Below are 16,936 nucleotides of genomic sequence, written 5' to 3'. Positions count from 1 at the left end.
ATTTAGCGGATAATCGCTGCAAAGGAGGTTACTTAAATGAAGAATATTTTAGTGCTTGGCGGAACCCGTTTTTTTGGACGTAAATTAGTGGAGCAATTAATTGAAGAAGGGCATCACCTAACGATTGTGACGCGCGGGCAAACTATCAATCCATTTGGCGATGAGGTCGAGCATATTCAGCTAGATCGTCGTGATAAAGAAGCATTCGCTGCTGCAGTAGCAGGACGTAGCTTTGATATTGTGTATGACAATATTTGTTATTCACCCAATGAAGCAAAAGCTTTTTGTGATATTTTCAATGGGCGCATTGGCAAGCTAGTACTGACATCTACTTTATCAACTTACGCAATAGACGGTATGGCTAAAGTTGAAGCAGATTTTGATCCGTTTACGTATGAAATCCGAATGGGCAATATCGAGGACTTTACTTACGGTGAAGGCAAACGTCAGGCAGAGGCAGTATTTTATAAATATGCTGAATTTCCGGTCGTAGCGGTGCGCTTCCCGATTGTTATGGGTGAAGATGATTACACAAAGCGTCTGCATTTCCATGTTCACCGGGTTGCAAACGGAGAGCCGATTGGATTTGTCAATATGGATGCGAAAATGTCGTTTATTCAGGCAAGTGAAGCCGCACGTTTCTTACTATGGGCGGGCATGAGTGGTGTAGAAGGTCCGTTCAACGCCACAGCAAACGGGGTAATTTCATTAAAAGCACTGTTGGAGTTAGTTGAGGAGGCAACGGGCAAGCGTGCGAAAATTGCACTACTTGGTAACGAAGATATTCGTTCGCCTTATGCAATCCCATCTTCCTGGTATATGCACAATACAAAGGCGCAGCAAGCAGGGTTTACTTTCAGTGACTTACATAGTTGGCTTCAAGAGTTAGTCACAGCTATTGCTAAAAATAGTGAAACTTAATACTGTTCATTGAACCGAGACGTAGTTTTCGATTACAATGGAGGCATCATAATAATAAGGTAGGAAACAATCGTGTATAAATTTGCAGCAACAGTAGTAAAAGTATTTTTAATGATTAATGGTTCAAAGGCAAAGGTATATGGTCAGGAAAACTTACCGAAGGATGGCGGCTTTGTCATCGCGTGTACGCATAATGGCTATGTGGATATTTTTAATTTAGGTGTTTCAATGATTCCGCGTGAAATTCATTTCATGGCGAAAAAACAATTGTTTGATATGAAAGGGCTTGGTTGGTTAATTAAACAGCTAAATGCATTTCCAGTAGATCGTGATAATCCGGGGCCGAGTGTTATTAAAATCCCCCGTCAACTTATTAAAGAAGGGAATATTGTCGGGATATTTCCGAGCGGTACGCGTAGCGCAGAAAACACAGATTTAAAGGCGGGTGCGATTACGATTGCTCAGCTATCAAAAGCGCAGATCGTGCCGGCAGCGTATATTGGCCCGCGTAATATCAAAGGTGTGCTAAAACGTGAAAAGGGTTATTTACTTTACGGCAAGCCGTTTATGGTAGAGAGCGGAAAAGAAGCGCGCGAGGCATCTATGCAGCATTTAGAAGAAGAACTGGCGCGTTTAACAAATGAATTAAAAGCTAAATAAGTCCAAGACACTCTCGTAAAACGGGAGTGTTTTTTCGGTGGTTAAGAAAGTAAAACTTTCTTAACCACATAATACAGGGCATCATCTCGCCCTATATTTTTAGGGGAGATGTGTCTTTCTAATAGGAGGGATTTTGATGATTCGAGTATTGTTTGTTTGTCTCGGTAATATTTGTCGTTCACCAATGGCAGAAGCGGTTATGCGTGATTTAGTTGAGCAGCAAGGACTGTCAGCGGAAATAAAATTTGATTCAGCGGGGACAAGCTCGTGGCATATCGATGAGCCACCTCATAAAGGAACGCAGGCAAAATTAAGAGAATACGGCATTTCTACGAGTGGTATGTGTGCCCGCCAATTAACGAAAAATGATTTTGAAGCGTTTGATTATATTGTCGGGATGGATGCGAGTAATGTACAAAATATCCGTGATATGCTAGGAGAGCCGGATAGCCAGAAAATCTTCCGTTTCCTTGATTTAACGTCACACAAAATGGATGTACCGGATCCGTGGTATACGGGTGATTTTCAGGAAACGTACGGGCTTGCAGTTGAGGGTTGCGAGGCACTGTTGGAGCTGATTTTGAAACCATCTAGAGCTTGAATTAATGGCCGATTATTTAGTAGATAAGAAATTATCACTTTCTTATCTACATAAGTAAGGACATCATCTCGCCCTATACTGGGCGAGATGTGTCTTTCTAAGCTGGTGCCTAGGCAAACCTTGTTAAAGTAAAAGCTGATTTAGAAGAAGGTATATTAAAAAAATCCAATGGCATAACAGAAATTCATACTTTGGAATTTAATTTCGCATTGTATTTATGTATAATAATGAAGTCATAAATAAATTTTTTCGTGGTTAAGAAAGTATAAATTTCTTAACCACATAGGAAAGGGCAACATCTCGCTCTGTAGTGAGTGAGATGTGTCTTTTAAAGTACTAAGTTACTTTATATATGTGAAAGAGAGTGAATCCAAATGGGTCGTAAATGGAATAATATCAAGGAAAAGAAAGCTTCTAAAGACGCAAGTACTAGCCGTATTAATGCAAAATTTGGTCGTGAAATTTATGTAGCTGCAAAATCTGGGGAGCCAGATCCAGAATCTAACCGCGCACTTAAAACCGTTTTAGAACGTGCAAAAACATACTCAGTACCGAAGCATATTATTGAAAAAGCAATTGATAAAGCTAAAGGCGGCGGCGAGGAGAGCTTCGACGAATTACGATACGAAGGTTTCGGTATCGGTGGCACAATGGTAATCGTGGATGCACTAACAAACAACGTAAACCGTACAGCTTCTGACGTACGTGCAGCATTCGGAAAAAACAACGGCAACATGGGTGTAAGTGGTTCCGTTGCTTACATGTTTGATGCAACCGCTGTATTTGGAATCGAAGGCAAAACAGAAGATGAAATTCTTGAAATCTTAATGGAAGCGGATTTAGATGCTCGCGATATTTTGGATGAAGAAGGAACAATCATCATTTATACGGAACCGGATCAATTCCATGCTACACAAGAAGCATTACAAGTAGCAGGTATTACTGAATTCACAGTAGCTGAATTGACAATGCTTCCACAAACAGAAGTTACTTTATCTGAAGAAGATGCAGTGAAATTCGAAAAAATGATTGACGCATTAGAGGATTTAGAAGACGTTCAACGTGTATACCACAATGCCGATTTAGGTGAATAGTTAATAATGACGAAATCCAGTAGCGATTGATGCTATTGGATTTTTTTTTTTGAAAAATAAAATGAGTAGGCTCCATAGTATAATGAGTGAAGTGTATTTTCCTGTTTTTTATAGCGAAAATTGACTATAATCTACAAAAAACCGATTTTCACATTGTTTAATTTTCTGTTTGTGTAATAATGTAAATAAAGAATAAATATTCAAACAAATAGAAAAGTGGTGATGATGAATGAGGTTTCTACGTACTATTCAAGGGAAGTTATTAATATTTTCATTCTTACTATTTTTGATTCCAAGTGTGATTATCGGTCTTGTTAGCTATATGCAGGCAAAGCAAGGGATGGATGAACTTGGCGAAACAATTATAAAAAATAGTGTTGAAACGTCTATGCAGTTAATTGCCACGGCAGATGCGCAGGTGAAAAACGGTACACTGACATTAGAAGAGGCGCAGGAGAAAGTGTATACGGCACTGATTGGCGAGAAAGATGGGGAAGGTAAACGAACGTTATCGTACCCGAGCGATTTAGGGGAAAATGGCTACATTTATATTCTCGATCATGACGGTACATTAATTGGTCATCCAACACGTGAAGGCGATAATTTATGGGATGCTCAAGACGGCTCTGGATTATATTTTATACGTGAAGTAAAAAACCAAGCATTAGCAGGCGGTGGATTTACTTACTATGAGTTCGAGTTACCTGGTCAAACAGCCGTTGCACCAAAGTTAATATATTCGAAGCTAGATCCTCACTGGAACTGGATCGTGGCATCAGGTACCTATGTTCAGGACTTTAATGCACCAGCGATGGCATTGTTGAAGGTAATCGTCCTGACAATAGCAGTCGCAACTGTACTTGGTGGAATAGCAGCAATGTTGTTCTCGCGCCACCTGGCATTACCTTTACAAAGATTAGCTGGCCGTGTTCGACAAGTGGCTAAAGGGAATTTAACCGTAGAAATCGAACAAATCGGCCGTAGCGATGAAGTTGGTATTTTAAATGATGGCTTTAATAACATGGTTGAGCAGTTAAAGATGTTAATTACAGATGTCGAAAAAACGATTACGGAAATCCAGGGAACATCGTCGAATTTAACAGCGGTTGCAGAAGAAACGACAGCATTCGGTGAGGATATCGTCAATGCTGTAACAGAAGTTGCAAGGGGGGCTTCGCAGCAGGCGGTTGATGCAGAAGAGACAAATCGTTCGACAATGCAGTTTGCAGATGAAATTGATCAGCTACATGTGAAAAATAAATCGATGTTAGAGTCCTCTGAACAAATGCGTCAATCCAATGAACAAGGTTTACGTAATTTAAGCACATTAAAGGAACGTTCGAATGAAACGTATGAACTGATTACGAAGGTGCAAAGTGTATTTGGCAGTTTAATTTTTAAGGTGAAGGAAATTGAAGGCATCGTTGGCACAATTAACGAGATTTCAGATCAGACTAACCTACTGGCATTGAACGCGTCCATTGAGGCTGCGCGTGCAGGTGAGCATGGTAAAGGCTTTGCCGTAGTAGCAGAAGAAGTACGTAAGTTGGCAGATCAGACAAGCCAAGCAACGGACCTAGTGCGTAATACACTGCGTGGCATTGAAAATGAAACGAACCTTGTGACGACAGAAATGTCTAAAACATACACGATTGTTCAAGACCAACACGAATCTGTGAAATTAACAGAAACCTCATTCAAGGAAATTGAGGGAGCTGTTGGAAAAATTATTACATCAATTGAAGATGTCTCTACAAGTGTCATTCAATTAAATGCTTCAAAAAATACAATTATGCACTCGATTGAAAGCATCGCCTCCATTAGTGAAAAGAATGCAGCGATGACAGAAGAGGTAACGGCTTCAGTAGATGAGCAGCAGCGTGCGATTGAGCTCATTACACAGTCATCAAATGATTTGTCCGATGAAATCATTGGTCTTCAGGAATCGGTTAAACAATTCTCTATTAGGTAGATTAGAGTAAGGGAGGAGAACTCTCTTACTTTTTTTGTGGAGAAGAAATGATAACTTTCCCATCCACATAAGTAAGGAAATCAACTCACTCTATTTTGGATGAGTTGTTTTTTTTCAAATCTTTGCTAAAGCGCCACAACTTTGAAATGGGGGCTTACATGAAGTGGATGATTGCGGCATTATCTTTCACTAGGATGCAAACGAGCGCTTTAGCAACTTTCTTATGTCTGAATAGTTGCAACAAGCTCAGAAATAGTAAATAATGGAGATAGAAATTTCGGTATCCGAATAATGTCGAAAGAAGGGTGAAGAATGGTTACTTTTAAAGACTATGAATATAAGCGTCCCAATTTAGATGCAATGAAGTTAGCCGTACGTGCGTATATTGAGCAATTCAAGGCGGCTCAAACAGTGGAAGAGCAAAGCGAAGTAATTAAAAAAATCAATGCACAACGTAATTACTTTTCAACACAAGCCAATTTAGTGTATATCCGTGCTTCGATTGATACGAATGATGAGTTTTATCAAACAGAGCGCGACTACTTGGATGAAGTATCGCCTGAAGCGGAAGAAATCGTTTTTGAATACTACAAAGAGCTCGTAAAATCTCCGTTCCGCCCGCAACTGGAAGAAAAATGGGGCACGCAGTTATTTGCTCTAGCGGAAAATCAAATTAAAGGCTTTTCACCAGCAGTCATTGAGCTCATGCAAAAGGAAAATAAGCTTGTTTCTGAATACAGCAAGCTTGTAGCAAGTGCACAAATTGAGTTTGACGGGAAAACACTAACACTTGCCCAATTAGGACCTTACAGTGAATCAACTGACCGTGCCATTCGTAAAGCAGCGCGTGATACGAGCACTAATTTCTTTGCACAAAACGGTGAAAAATTTGATACTATTTTTGATCAACTTGTAAAATTACGTCATGAAATTGCAACGAAGTTAGGTTATAAAAACTATGTTGAGCTTGGCTATGTGAATATGAACCGCGTCGATTATAATGCAGAAATGGTCGCAAAGTTTCGTGATCAAGTACGTGATTTCATCGTGCCACTTGCCAGCAAATTATACGAACGCCAAGCAAAACGTATTGGTGTAGAAGACTTCAAGTACTATGATGAAGGCTTAAAGTTCTTATCTGGAAACGCTAAACCACAAGGCGAGCCTGCGTGGATCGTTGAAAACGGTAAGAAAATGTACGAAGAGCTATCTCCACAAACAGGCGAGTTCTTTAACTTTATGATTGAGCGTGACTTAATGGATTTAGAGGCGAAAAAGGGGAAAGAAGGCGGCGGCTATTGTACGTTTATAGAAGATTATGAATCACCGTATATCTTCTCAAACTTTAACGGTACGTCAGGTGATATTGATGTATTAACACATGAAGCGGGGCATGCGTTCCAAGTGTATTCAAGCCGCAATATCGGAATCCCTGAATATTTGTGGCCGACATATGAGTCTTGTGAAATTCATTCAATGAGTATGGAATTCTTCACGTGGCCGTGGATGGAGCTATTCTTTAAAGACCAAACAGAGAAATATAAATTCGCGCATCTTAGTGGAGCGCTTTTATTCTTGCCATACGGTGTAACAGTGGATGAGTTCCAGCATGTTGTGTATGAAAATCCAGAAATGACACCAGCAGAGCGTAAGGCAGCGTGGAAAGAAATTGAAGAGAAATATTTACCTCACCGTAATTATGATGGCAATGAATATTTAGAGATGGGCGGCTTCTGGCAACGTCAAGCGCATATTTATGCAAATCCTTTCTACTATATTGATTACACACTAGCACAAATTTGTGCTTTCCAATTCTGGAAGCGTTCACGCGAAGATTTTGATGCGGCTTGGAAAGATTATGTACATCTTTGCGGACTGGGTGGATCTCAATCATTCACAAACTTAGTGCGCGAGGCAGGCTTAATATCACCGTTTGAAGAAGGCTGTGTAGAGTCAGTTATTGATACGATTGAAACGTACTTAAATAGCGTAGACGATCAAGCTTTATAATATAGGTTATGTTAAATAACAGTGTTGTTTTTTTGAATTAAACATTAGTAGTGAACACTTACTACAACCAAGCCTTGCGCAACGGGTGGTATACATGCTACTCCTATAATGACACCCACGTTGGTCTTTATCACGGTTGTATTAGCTAATAAAACAACAGTAGCGTTTAACAGCGCCATAATTTAAGTAACCTCTCTAGAAATTTTTGGAGAGGTTTTTTCAATTGGTGACACTTTTTTACAGACAAAAACGTAAATAGATTTATAATAAAGCAATAGGGCAGAATGTACTGATAGAGCTGACAGAAAGGGAGTTATGTTAGAAAATGACAAAGAAGCTTTGGTTTCAAGTAGGGATTGGGATATTAATTGCATTATTAATTGTTAAATACTTTATTGAGATTCGCTCAATTTTTAATCCAATTGTCATTATTTTTAAAACGATTTTAATTCCTTTACTACTTGGGGGTGTGTTGTACTATGTATCCGAGCCGTTGCAGCGACTTTTAGAAAAGCGTGGCATGCCGCGTTGGGGAAGTCTTACAACAATTGTGCTTGTATTAGCCGGTCTCGTAATAGGTCTTTTATTATTAATTGGTAATCCGATTGCCACACAGGTCAATAATTTAGCAGCGAATGCACCGTATTTAGGCGAAAAGATAGAAGAAGTGACCAATTATGTAATTGATAACAGTAAAAATCTTCCGCCTCAAGTGGAGGAGTTTGTCACGTCGATTACTAACTCAATCCAAGACATCGCAATTACAAGTAGTAAATGGATTGTCTCATTTGTAAGTGGGGCGGTATCCACGACATTCACATTAATTTTAGTGCCGTTTTTCTTTATTTTTATGCTGAAAGATCATGAAAAATTTGCTCCACAAATTTACGATTTATTTACTGGGGAACGCCGCACTTGGATCAAAGAAACACTTGAAGATGTCGATAGAGTGTTACGTAGCTATGTACAAGGACAAGTACTCATTAGTCTTTTACTTGCGATAATGATGTTTATAGGCTATTTAATTATTGGTTTAGAGTATTCATTATTACTGGCTATTTCTGCATTCTTTATGAATATGATTCCGTTTATTGGGCCATGGCTTTCACTAATTCCCGCCTTAATTGTCGCGGTTATTCAGGAACCCATTTTAGTAGTTTGGGTAGGTGTCATTACGCTCATTGCCCAACAAGTAGAAAGTAATTTAATTACACCAAATATCATGGGGAAATCTTTAGACATTCACCCACTCACGGTCATTTCACTTGTACTAGCAGCAGGTAATATTGCTGGTTTCATTGGTATTTTAGTGGCCATCCCAACCTATGCGGTATTGAAGGTCATCGTACAAAATATTTATCATGAGCGTAAGAAAATCAAAGAAACCGCTACAAAGACGGTATAGCAGTAGGGAGAGAACGTGCTTCTCTTTTTAATTAATCGCGAACAAGGTATACTAAAAAAGTAAGATTGAAAAGTAAAGGAGCATACAATGCTAACATTTGAACAGAAACAAGCAATCATTGAATCATTCCCCGAATTAACGAAAAAAGAGGTTTCATTAAAGCGTTTAAATTATCACTTTGAAGCGACGCTTTATGAAAAGTCGATTGTTGTTGAAAAATTACATCCAAATGGTAACGGCTTTGTTTTCGTTGGCGATTTGTTGAAATATGAAAAAGAAGCAAGTGATCAAGGTTTAGTGAACATTCGTGATTACGATGAAGATGCATTACGAGAAATTATTACTGCGTCGATTGACTATTTATCTGAGGAAATTGATGATTCACCGATTGTTGAAGCATGGACATCACGAGAAGGAACAAAATTAGAGTTAGTTTTTGAAAATCGCTCTTGGAATGTGTACCACCAGGATAATTTAGAAGAAGCATTTGGAACGCGCGAATCGGCAGTACAATATTTACGAGAAGAAGGCTTTAGATCGACTAAATAAAATGCGGGGGAAATAGATATGTCAGAAAAAGTGGCACCAGGTAAAGAAGTTACTGGTAAGAAAGTGGCTTTTATGATTGTAGGAACAATTTTAGCTGTATGCGTTTTAATTGTTATAGCCATTCAAATCTTTTATGCAGTTTGGGACCCAAAACCGGCTAAAGAAATTGACATGGACGATACAAGCTATGTGACACCGGTAGTAGAGCAATCCGTTGTGATACGTAGTTAACTGAACTTCCGTGTATTAAATGTACAGAATCAAAAAAATGCATTTCTCTCAAGAAGATAGGACTTGAAAAAAAGAGCGAGCTACGAATATTATCGTAGTTCGCTCTTTAACGTATTAACGTTTTTTTCTAAACGGCAACCACCAGTTCCAATCGCCAAATAGACGCATTAAGCTTGGCACGAGCAGTAAACGAATAATCGTTGCATCAATGGCTACAGCAATCGCAATGCCGACACCAATTTGTTTGACTGGAATAACATCTGTAAAGGCAAACGCCCCTGTAATAACAATCATAATCAGCGCGGCTGACGTAATGATTTTACTCGTTGAAACGAGCCCGTCAATCGTTGCCTTTGTATTGTTCGAGCCGTTTTGGTATTCCTCTTGAATGCGAGAAATTAAAAATACCTCATAGTCCATACTGAGACCGAATACTAAACAAAATGTGATGACGGGTATAATCAGCACAATCGTCCCTGGCTCCAGTCCGAAATGACCGAACTGGAATATATAAACGAGAATGCCAAATGTCGCGCCTAAACCGATAATATTCATAATGATGGCCTTTAACGGAATTAAGATTGAGCGGAAGGCAATCATTAAAATAATAAATGTTGTCGTCACAATAATGGCAAGCGCTACAACAATTTTGCTCGCAATTTCATCAAAAATTTCCTGATTAAACTTCGGTCGTCCAGATAGCCCAAACGTAACGCCTAAATCTTCGTCCTTTAATTCCCGTACAAAGGCTTGGGCTTCACTTGAGGCACCGTCTGCATCAAGTGAGAACGTTAGATACATTTGCTCGTCTTGCACGAAGTAATCCCGAACTGTTTGTAGGTAAGCTGGGCTTTCAGGATTTGTCATTGCAGCCTGCCACTTGTTTACTGAATCTATTTGTGCGGAAGTAAACATCGAATTTACCTTTGTTACAAGCGGGTACTGTTCAAGATGCTGCTGGATTGCCATCATCTTTTCAAGGCCGTCCGCATCCTCCCAGCCTCCCTCACGCTCAGCAAGTAGAAAAACAACTGCTTCTTCACCTAAACCAAATGTTGCTGCGAGTTTATCGTATGTTTGGCGCGCTTCATAAGATGTTGGTAGCGCATCTGTAGAAGGAATCGTTAGCTTCATATCCTTAATAGGAATCATTGCAATCCCAAGTAAAATAAAAGCTACAAAGATAATGATAATAGGACGCTTCATGACAAACGACGCAAAACGCTGCCAACGAGTGGTAACTCGTCTAACACGGAATAGGCGCCATTTATTCAGACGATCACCTAATAATAAAATTGCTGAAGGTAGTAAAGTTAAGCCAGATACTACCGCTAAAAATACAACAATCGTGCCACCTAATGCGATGTTTTGGAAAATCTCCACTTCAATAACAACCATCGCACCAAGCCCAATCATAACGCAAACAGCGGAGAAAATAATGGAGCGCCCTGCTGTACGAATTGATGTTTTGACAGCTTCTTCAACAGATGTTTGTTCACGCTCCTCACGGTAACGGTTAATGTATAACAACGCAAAGTCAATGCTAAGCGCAAGACCAAGCATGGGCACAATGTTCAAAACAAAAATTGATAAATTAAATGTCTCGCTAAGTAGCGTTAAAACTCCAAATGCAGAAATAACCGTGGCGCCACCAATAATAATGGGTAGCAGTGCGGAAACAACCGTACCGAATGCTAGCAGTAGTACAATCATCGCAATCGGTACGCCAATTGCCTCGGCTTGCATTAAATCCTTTTGGCTCGCTACATTAATATCTTCATTAATAACGGGTTCACCCGTAATGGCAACCCCAACCTCATTCGTTAAAATTGTACGGATTTCGTCCACAATCGCTGGATAATTATTAACCGTATTATCAAAATCAAGCATTGCATAGGAAATGCCGTCTTTACTTAAGGCATCAATGCCGATGGGGGAGGTGATAGAACTGATTTCCTCTACTTTTTCGATAGTTGTTAAGATGTCTTTGATTTCTTCATCCGACTTATTCTCAAACAACACAAAAATCGTTTTGGCGGGAAGACCGAACGTTTCAGAAAGCTCTTCGGTGATACGTATATGATCATCTTCTACAAAGAACCCATCTCCCTGTAATTTTGTAGGTAATTGAATAGCGAAGAATGCCATAACAGCAAAAAACACGACCCAAATAGCTATAATACTTTTTGCGTTTTTTGTTACGAATATAGATAAAGCGTGCATACTTAAAAATCCGCCTCTCTCATTAATCTTTTCCTCTAGTGTAAAGCATATTACAAAAAAATGTATAAAGAAGATTGTGTCTCACTAGGCTACTAAGACACATTCATTTAGTGAAGGGCATTACGGACAGACGCGAAATCCTTGAACAGCTAACTCTTTAACGTAGTAAGGGCTATGTCAAAAGTTGGATTTCCACTTTTTTGACATAGCCCTATTTTTATTATTTATTAAAAGAATAAATTTAAGATTGTATAGATGATTGCCGCCATTAAAGCAGATATCGGCATTGTAATAATCCAAGTTAAGACAATTTTACGAGCCGTTCCCCATTTAACACCTTTCACACGTTGCGCAGAACCTACACCCATAATAGCAGATGATATAACATGTGTTGTTGATACCGGTAAGTGAATTAATGTTGCTCCAAAAATAACCGTTGCAGATGCTAAGTCAGCAGCAGCCCCGTTTACTGGGCGGATTTTCATAATCTTACCACCAACTGTTTTAATGATTTTATAACCACCGATTGACGTACCAAGACCCATTGCAACTGCGCAGGCAAGACGCACCCAACCTTGAACATCATCTGTATGCTGTAAGCCACCAGCAATTAAAGCCATCGTAATAATACCCATTGCTTTTTGCGCATCATTCGTACCATGTGTGAATGATTGAATTGCCGCAGTGAAGATTTGCATTGTACGGAAGCCTTTATTTGTTTTATAAAGGTTTGTGTTTTTAAAGATTATTTTAAATAGAGACATCATTAAGAAACCGGCTGCAAGAGCGATGAATGGCGATAAAAGTAGCGCCTCAAGAATTTTAATAAAGCCTGTATAGTTTAAGATGTCAAAGCCAGCTGCTGCAATTGCCGCACCAGCGATTGACCCGATTAGTGTATGTGAAGAACTAGATGGGATACCGAAGTACCATGTTGCTAAGTTCCAAGTAATAGCTGAAAGTAAAGCTGCTAAAATAACGACTGAACCAATTAAAGGTGCTTCAGGTGTAGATAAAGCAAATGGGTCAACAATGTCACTCGCAATTGCTTTTGCAACCCCTACGAATGTGATGGCCCCGATAAAGTTCATAAATGCCGCCATAAGTACTGCTACACGTGGTGGTAGAGCACGCGTTGAAACTGAAGTCGCAATCGCATTGGCTGTATCATGGAAGCCGTTAATAAAGTCGAATAGTAATGCGAAAGCAACGACTAATAACGTGATGATTAATATTATGTCCATTAGTAATTCTCCCGCTCTTACGCGTTACGCATAATAATAGTTTCGATTGTATTAGCTACTGTTTGGCAGTAGTCAGCAATTTCTTCTAATTGCTCATAAATGTCTTTGAATTTGATTAAGCGAATTGGATCTTTTTCGTTTAAGAATAATTGTTTAATTGATGAACGAAGTACTTCGTCACATTGACGCTCATAGTCCTTAATCAGAATTGCATGTTGGCGCATACCAACTAAATCCTTCTTATTTAAAAGGTCCATCGCTTTTACGATTTCATCTGCTGACTTTACAATGTAGCCAAGGAAGGTACGCATTGATTCATCGATTTCTATTAAAGAGAACATTTCAAAGTGGGCAATTGTGCCTTCTGTACCGTCTAAAATATCATCCATGCGAATTGCTAAAGCTAAAATATCTTCACGCTCAATTGGTGTCATGAATGACTTGTTTAACATTACGATCAATTCATGAATTAATTTATCACCAGTAGTTTCATATTGCTTCATACGAATGCTAATTTCTTTTAAATCTGCTACTGTTTCGATACGGTAATCATTTGCATAATGCACCGATTCTTGGACGTTTTCAGCAATTTTGTGTAACGCTGCGAAGAATGGATCTTGCTTTCTTGAACTAAACATGGAATGCCTCCTGAATGTATATAAAAGTTTTGATTTGTAATTTTTCAACCTCACTCATCATAACAAAAACTATAAAGAATCTACACAATTTTTAACGTTGTATTATCAATCTTTACAATACTGTAATATAAGATTTGTTCACACTTTCACAAGTGGTATATATAGGACCTAAAGCCTAGCAAAAGACTAAGAATAATAAAAGTGTGATAAAGTCAGTAATATCAGTAGTTTCACAAGTAATCAAAGGAAAAAACGTACGATTGAAAAAAGTTTGGAATAGTTTGGTTACTTCGGAGTGTGAAATATTGTCAAAGCAAGGTTGCAACAAAAACAGTTACATTTTTATAGTATTTGATATAATAATGTATTTATTCAAAATCATTTTGGAACAGAATTTTTAAATTTTTATTACTAAAATGTATTACTTCTGTACAACAAAAAGGGCTGTTTATTTCAGCCCTTTCATTTTTATTGCAAATAGTCACGTAATTCATTTTCTAAAAAAGGTGTTGCAGATAAAAACTGTATGAATGCATTATATTTTGCTCGTTGTTCCTCGGATGGTTTTTTTCCTGTGAAGTAAGCCCGAATTAAAATGTTTTTCGGCGTATTTTCCATGTCGATAAATTCAAGCAGTTGCGCATCATAACCGACAAGTGACAAAAGCTCTGCGCGAATTGCATCTGTAGCAAGAGAGGCGAAGCGTTCACGAATTAAACCATGCTGCACCATCACATCTAATGCAGGCGCTTGAAGCTGGCGATTTAGTTCGTGCTGGCAGCAAGGAACACTTAAAATCACCTTTGCTCCCCATTTCACAGCGCGAGCCAAAGCCATATCCGTTGCCACGTCACATGCATGTAATGTGACGACCATATCGACAGCCGTTTCTTCGTTGAAATCATTTATATCACCGACTAAAAACTCAAGATCATCATAATTTAGGTCCTGTGCAATGCGGTTACATTCCTCAATTACTTCTTTTTTTAAATCCAATCCAGTAACGCGAATATTAAAGCCTTTTTCTACTTTTAAATAGTGATAAAGGGCAAACGTTAAATACGATTTGCCTGAACCGAAATCTAAAATACGAATTTGGCGATCCTTCGGCAAGTACTCAAGAGAATCGTCAATAAATTCGACGAAGCGATTAATTTGCTTGAATTTATCGTATTTTTGTTTTTTTACCTTGCCATCCTCTGTTTGTACGCCAAGGCGAATAAGGAATGGGTAAGCTGTGGCATCGTCCAGTAAATATTGTTTTTTACGGTTATGTGATAGGTTCACCTGTTTTATTTCTGCCGTTTTGTCTGATTTCCAAAGCACTTTGTTTTTCTTTGATAGCTGTATATGAACTTTTTCAGTTGAGAATTCTGCGTGTATTTGACGGAATTGCTCGAGTAATGCTTCTAGATGCGTGGGGAATTCTTCTAATGCCACGTTTGCATGTTTCAGGATGCGCTCGTACTGGTACTCGATTTGAATTGTATATACGCCGCGCAAATCGATAGGCTTTAACTTTACACGTTTTAGTTCATTTGACTTTTGGCGCGGTTGGCTAATTGTTGCGTTAATTAATGTTCTATTGTTCAACAGCTCAAGTAGTTGCGTTTTCATTTGTTCAAAATCCATCATATCCGCCTTTTCTTTTAAGTGATTGGCATTAGTTTAACATAACCATACATTGCAATGTACTTTGAACGGATATTCTGCATAGTGCAGTAATTCGTCGAATAGTATGAATGAACCGAATTTTTTCTTTAGTACGTTTTGGACTGGGATTTTTTTGTGGCAATTAAGTGGTGCGGTGGACTTGTAGATAATTAGGAAAAGGAGGGAGTTTAATGTCAGATAATGCGTTTCAGTTATTAGCAATCGCCATTTACTTGGTTTCAATGCTCGCAATTGGATGGTATGCATTTGTTAAAACTTCAAACTTGAGTGATTATATGCTCGGTGGACGTGGGCTGGGTCCGGCTGTTACGGCTTTAAGTGCGGGTGCGGCAGATATGTCTGGATGGCTACTTATGGGTTTACCAGGTGCGATTTATTTGTCAGGTTTAGTAGAAGCGTGGATTGCAATTGGGTTAACAGTCGGTGCATATTTAAACTGGTTATTTGTGGCACCGCGGCTTCGTGTTTATACACAAGTAGCAAATGACTCGATAACAATTCCTAGTTTTTTAGACAATCGATTACGTGATAGCACCAAGCTAATACGGATTGCTTCCGGAATTATTATTTTAGTATTCTTTACGTTTTATGTATCGTCAGGAATGGTTGCAGGCGGTAAGTTTTTCGATAGTTCATTCGGCTATGAATACCATACAGGGTTATTAATTGTTTCGGGTGTGGTTGTTGCCTATACATTATTCGGTGGCTTTTTAGCGGTAAGTTATACGGACTTTTTACAAGGTTTGATTATGTTTTTAGCATTAATAACGGTACCTCTGTTTGGTATTTTTTATACGGGTGGACTTGGTGAGACGATCGAATCCATTAAAGCTGTGAATCCGGAGCATTTAAACTTATTTGCCAAAACGGCGACAGTTGCGGGGGTCATCTCATCTGTTGCATGGGGGTTAGGGTATTTTGGTCAGCCTCATATTATCGTGCGTTTCATGGCGATTAGCTCGGTAAAGGAAATGACACAAGCGCGTCGAATCGGCATTGGATGGATGATTTTAAGTTTAGGTGGTGCGATTGCTACAGCGCTGGTTGGTATTGCGTATTATCAGCAAAACGCAAGCACGCTAGGAGAATTAAAGGATCCGGAAACGGTGTTCATTGTAATGGGTCAGCTATTATTCCATCCGTTTATCGCAGGAGTTATACTAGCGGCGATTTTAGCGGCAATTATGAGTACGATTTCATCACAGTTAATTGTAACATCTTCAGCATTAGTAGAAGATATTTATAAAGCGTTATTTAATAAATCCGCAACAGATAAGCATTATGTGTTGGTTGGTCGATTAGCGGTACTGGTTGTTTCTGTTATTGCGGCCGTGCTCGCATGGAATCCAGATAGCTCGATTTTAAGTTTAGTTGGCTTTGCATGGGCAGGGTTTGGTGCTGCCTTTGGACCGATTATTTTATTGGCGTTATTTTGGCGTAAATTAACAAATATAGGTGCACTTGCTGGCATGATTACGGGTGCTTTGACGGCATTTATTTGGGGCAAAACATCCCTTTCTGATCAGCTTTATGAAATCGTACCAGGTTTCTTAGTTTGTTTATTCGTCGCGATAATTGTTAGTTTAGTAACCTATAAGCCAAATAAAGAGATTGAAGCAGAATTCAATCGAACACTTGAACTATTAAACAAAGAAAAATAATACTAGGCTAGAGCTCACGGCAAATTTCGTCGTGGGCTTTTACTTTTAGTAGT

14 protein-coding genes are annotated in these 16,936 nt (G+C 38.9%); 10 read left to right on the top strand and 4 right to left on the bottom strand.

Annotated elements, in window-relative coordinates:
• Positions 1-36 precede the first annotated feature (36 nt).
• The 9 genes from MHH87_RS16865 to MHH87_RS16825 all read left to right on the top strand — a co-directional run bounded on the left by MHH87_RS16865 (position 37) and on the right by MHH87_RS16825 (position 9,443).
• Complete coding sequence (locus MHH87_RS16865; protein ID WP_340750457.1) at positions 37-921, top strand: NAD-dependent epimerase/dehydratase family protein; 885 nt, start codon at positions 37-39, stop codon at positions 919-921.
• A gap of 72 nt (positions 922-993) precedes the next feature.
• Positions 994-1,581 (top strand): lysophospholipid acyltransferase family protein, encoded by a 588-nt coding sequence (locus tag MHH87_RS16860; RefSeq protein WP_340750455.1) that lies wholly within the window; start codon positions 994-996, stop codon positions 1,579-1,581.
• Positions 1,582-1,717: 136 nt separating this feature from the next.
• The gene (locus MHH87_RS16855) at positions 1,718-2,182 is read left to right on the top strand and encodes a low molecular weight protein-tyrosine-phosphatase (RefSeq protein ID WP_340750453.1); all 465 of its coding nucleotides are present in this window, start codon (positions 1,718-1,720) and stop codon (positions 2,180-2,182) included.
• Between the two features lie 374 nt (positions 2,183-2,556).
• Positions 2,557-3,276: a YebC/PmpR family DNA-binding transcriptional regulator gene (locus tag MHH87_RS16850; RefSeq protein ID WP_340750452.1), complete on the top strand. Its 720-nt coding sequence runs from the start codon at positions 2,557-2,559 to the stop codon at positions 3,274-3,276.
• A gap of 229 nt (positions 3,277-3,505) precedes the next feature.
• Positions 3,506-5,248 (top strand): methyl-accepting chemotaxis protein, encoded by a 1,743-nt coding sequence (locus tag MHH87_RS16845; RefSeq protein WP_340750450.1) that lies wholly within the window; start codon positions 3,506-3,508, stop codon positions 5,246-5,248.
• Between the two features lie 312 nt (positions 5,249-5,560).
• Positions 5,561-7,258 (top strand): M3 family oligoendopeptidase, encoded by a 1,698-nt coding sequence (locus MHH87_RS16840; RefSeq protein ID WP_340750448.1) that lies wholly within the window; start codon positions 5,561-5,563, stop codon positions 7,256-7,258.
• Positions 7,259-7,583: 325 nt separating this feature from the next.
• On the top strand, positions 7,584-8,663 hold the full coding sequence (locus tag MHH87_RS16835) for an AI-2E family transporter (RefSeq protein ID WP_340750446.1): 1,080 nt from the start codon (positions 7,584-7,586) through the stop codon (positions 8,661-8,663).
• Between the two features lie 87 nt (positions 8,664-8,750).
• A complete protein-coding gene (locus MHH87_RS16830; RefSeq protein WP_340750444.1) occupies positions 8,751-9,212 on the top strand; it encodes a hypothetical protein in 462 nt (153 codons plus the stop codon).
• 18 nt (positions 9,213-9,230) lie between these two features.
• Positions 9,231-9,443, top strand: coding sequence for a hypothetical protein (locus MHH87_RS16825; protein ID WP_340750442.1), 213 nt, complete (start codon positions 9,231-9,233; stop codon positions 9,441-9,443).
• Between the two features lie 114 nt (positions 9,444-9,557).
• Here the strand turns inward: MHH87_RS16825 and MHH87_RS16820 are convergent, their stop codons facing one another.
• From MHH87_RS16820 to MHH87_RS16805, 4 genes are all read right to left on the bottom strand, one after another.
• Positions 9,558-11,666, bottom strand: a complete 2,109-nt coding sequence (locus MHH87_RS16820; RefSeq protein WP_340750441.1) for an MMPL family transporter — start codon at positions 11,664-11,666, stop codon at positions 9,558-9,560.
• A gap of 227 nt (positions 11,667-11,893) precedes the next feature.
• A complete protein-coding gene (locus MHH87_RS16815; RefSeq protein ID WP_340750439.1) occupies positions 11,894-12,910 on the bottom strand; it encodes an inorganic phosphate transporter in 1,017 nt (338 codons plus the stop codon).
• Between the two features lie 17 nt (positions 12,911-12,927).
• Complete coding sequence (locus tag MHH87_RS16810) at positions 12,928-13,548, bottom strand: DUF47 domain-containing protein (protein WP_340750436.1); 621 nt, start codon at positions 13,546-13,548, stop codon at positions 12,928-12,930.
• 468 nt (positions 13,549-14,016) lie between these two features.
• Complete coding sequence (locus tag MHH87_RS16805) at positions 14,017-15,180, bottom strand: class I SAM-dependent methyltransferase (protein WP_340750435.1); 1,164 nt, start codon at positions 15,178-15,180, stop codon at positions 14,017-14,019.
• 212 nt (positions 15,181-15,392) lie between these two features.
• Here MHH87_RS16805 and putP point away from each other — a divergent pair, with 212 nt between their 5' ends.
• A complete protein-coding gene (putP, locus tag MHH87_RS16800) occupies positions 15,393-16,883 on the top strand; it encodes a sodium/proline symporter PutP (protein WP_340750433.1) in 1,491 nt (496 codons plus the stop codon).
• Positions 16,884-16,936: the final 53 nt, after the last annotated feature.

It is taken from the genome of Solibacillus sp. FSL H8-0538 (genome assembly GCF_038003525.1).
In the GTDB taxonomy this organism is placed as follows: Bacteria; Bacillota; Bacilli; order Bacillales_A; family Planococcaceae; genus JBBOPI01.
The sequence above is the reverse complement of the archived record's forward strand: the minus strand, read 5'-3'. Positions and strand labels throughout refer to the sequence as shown.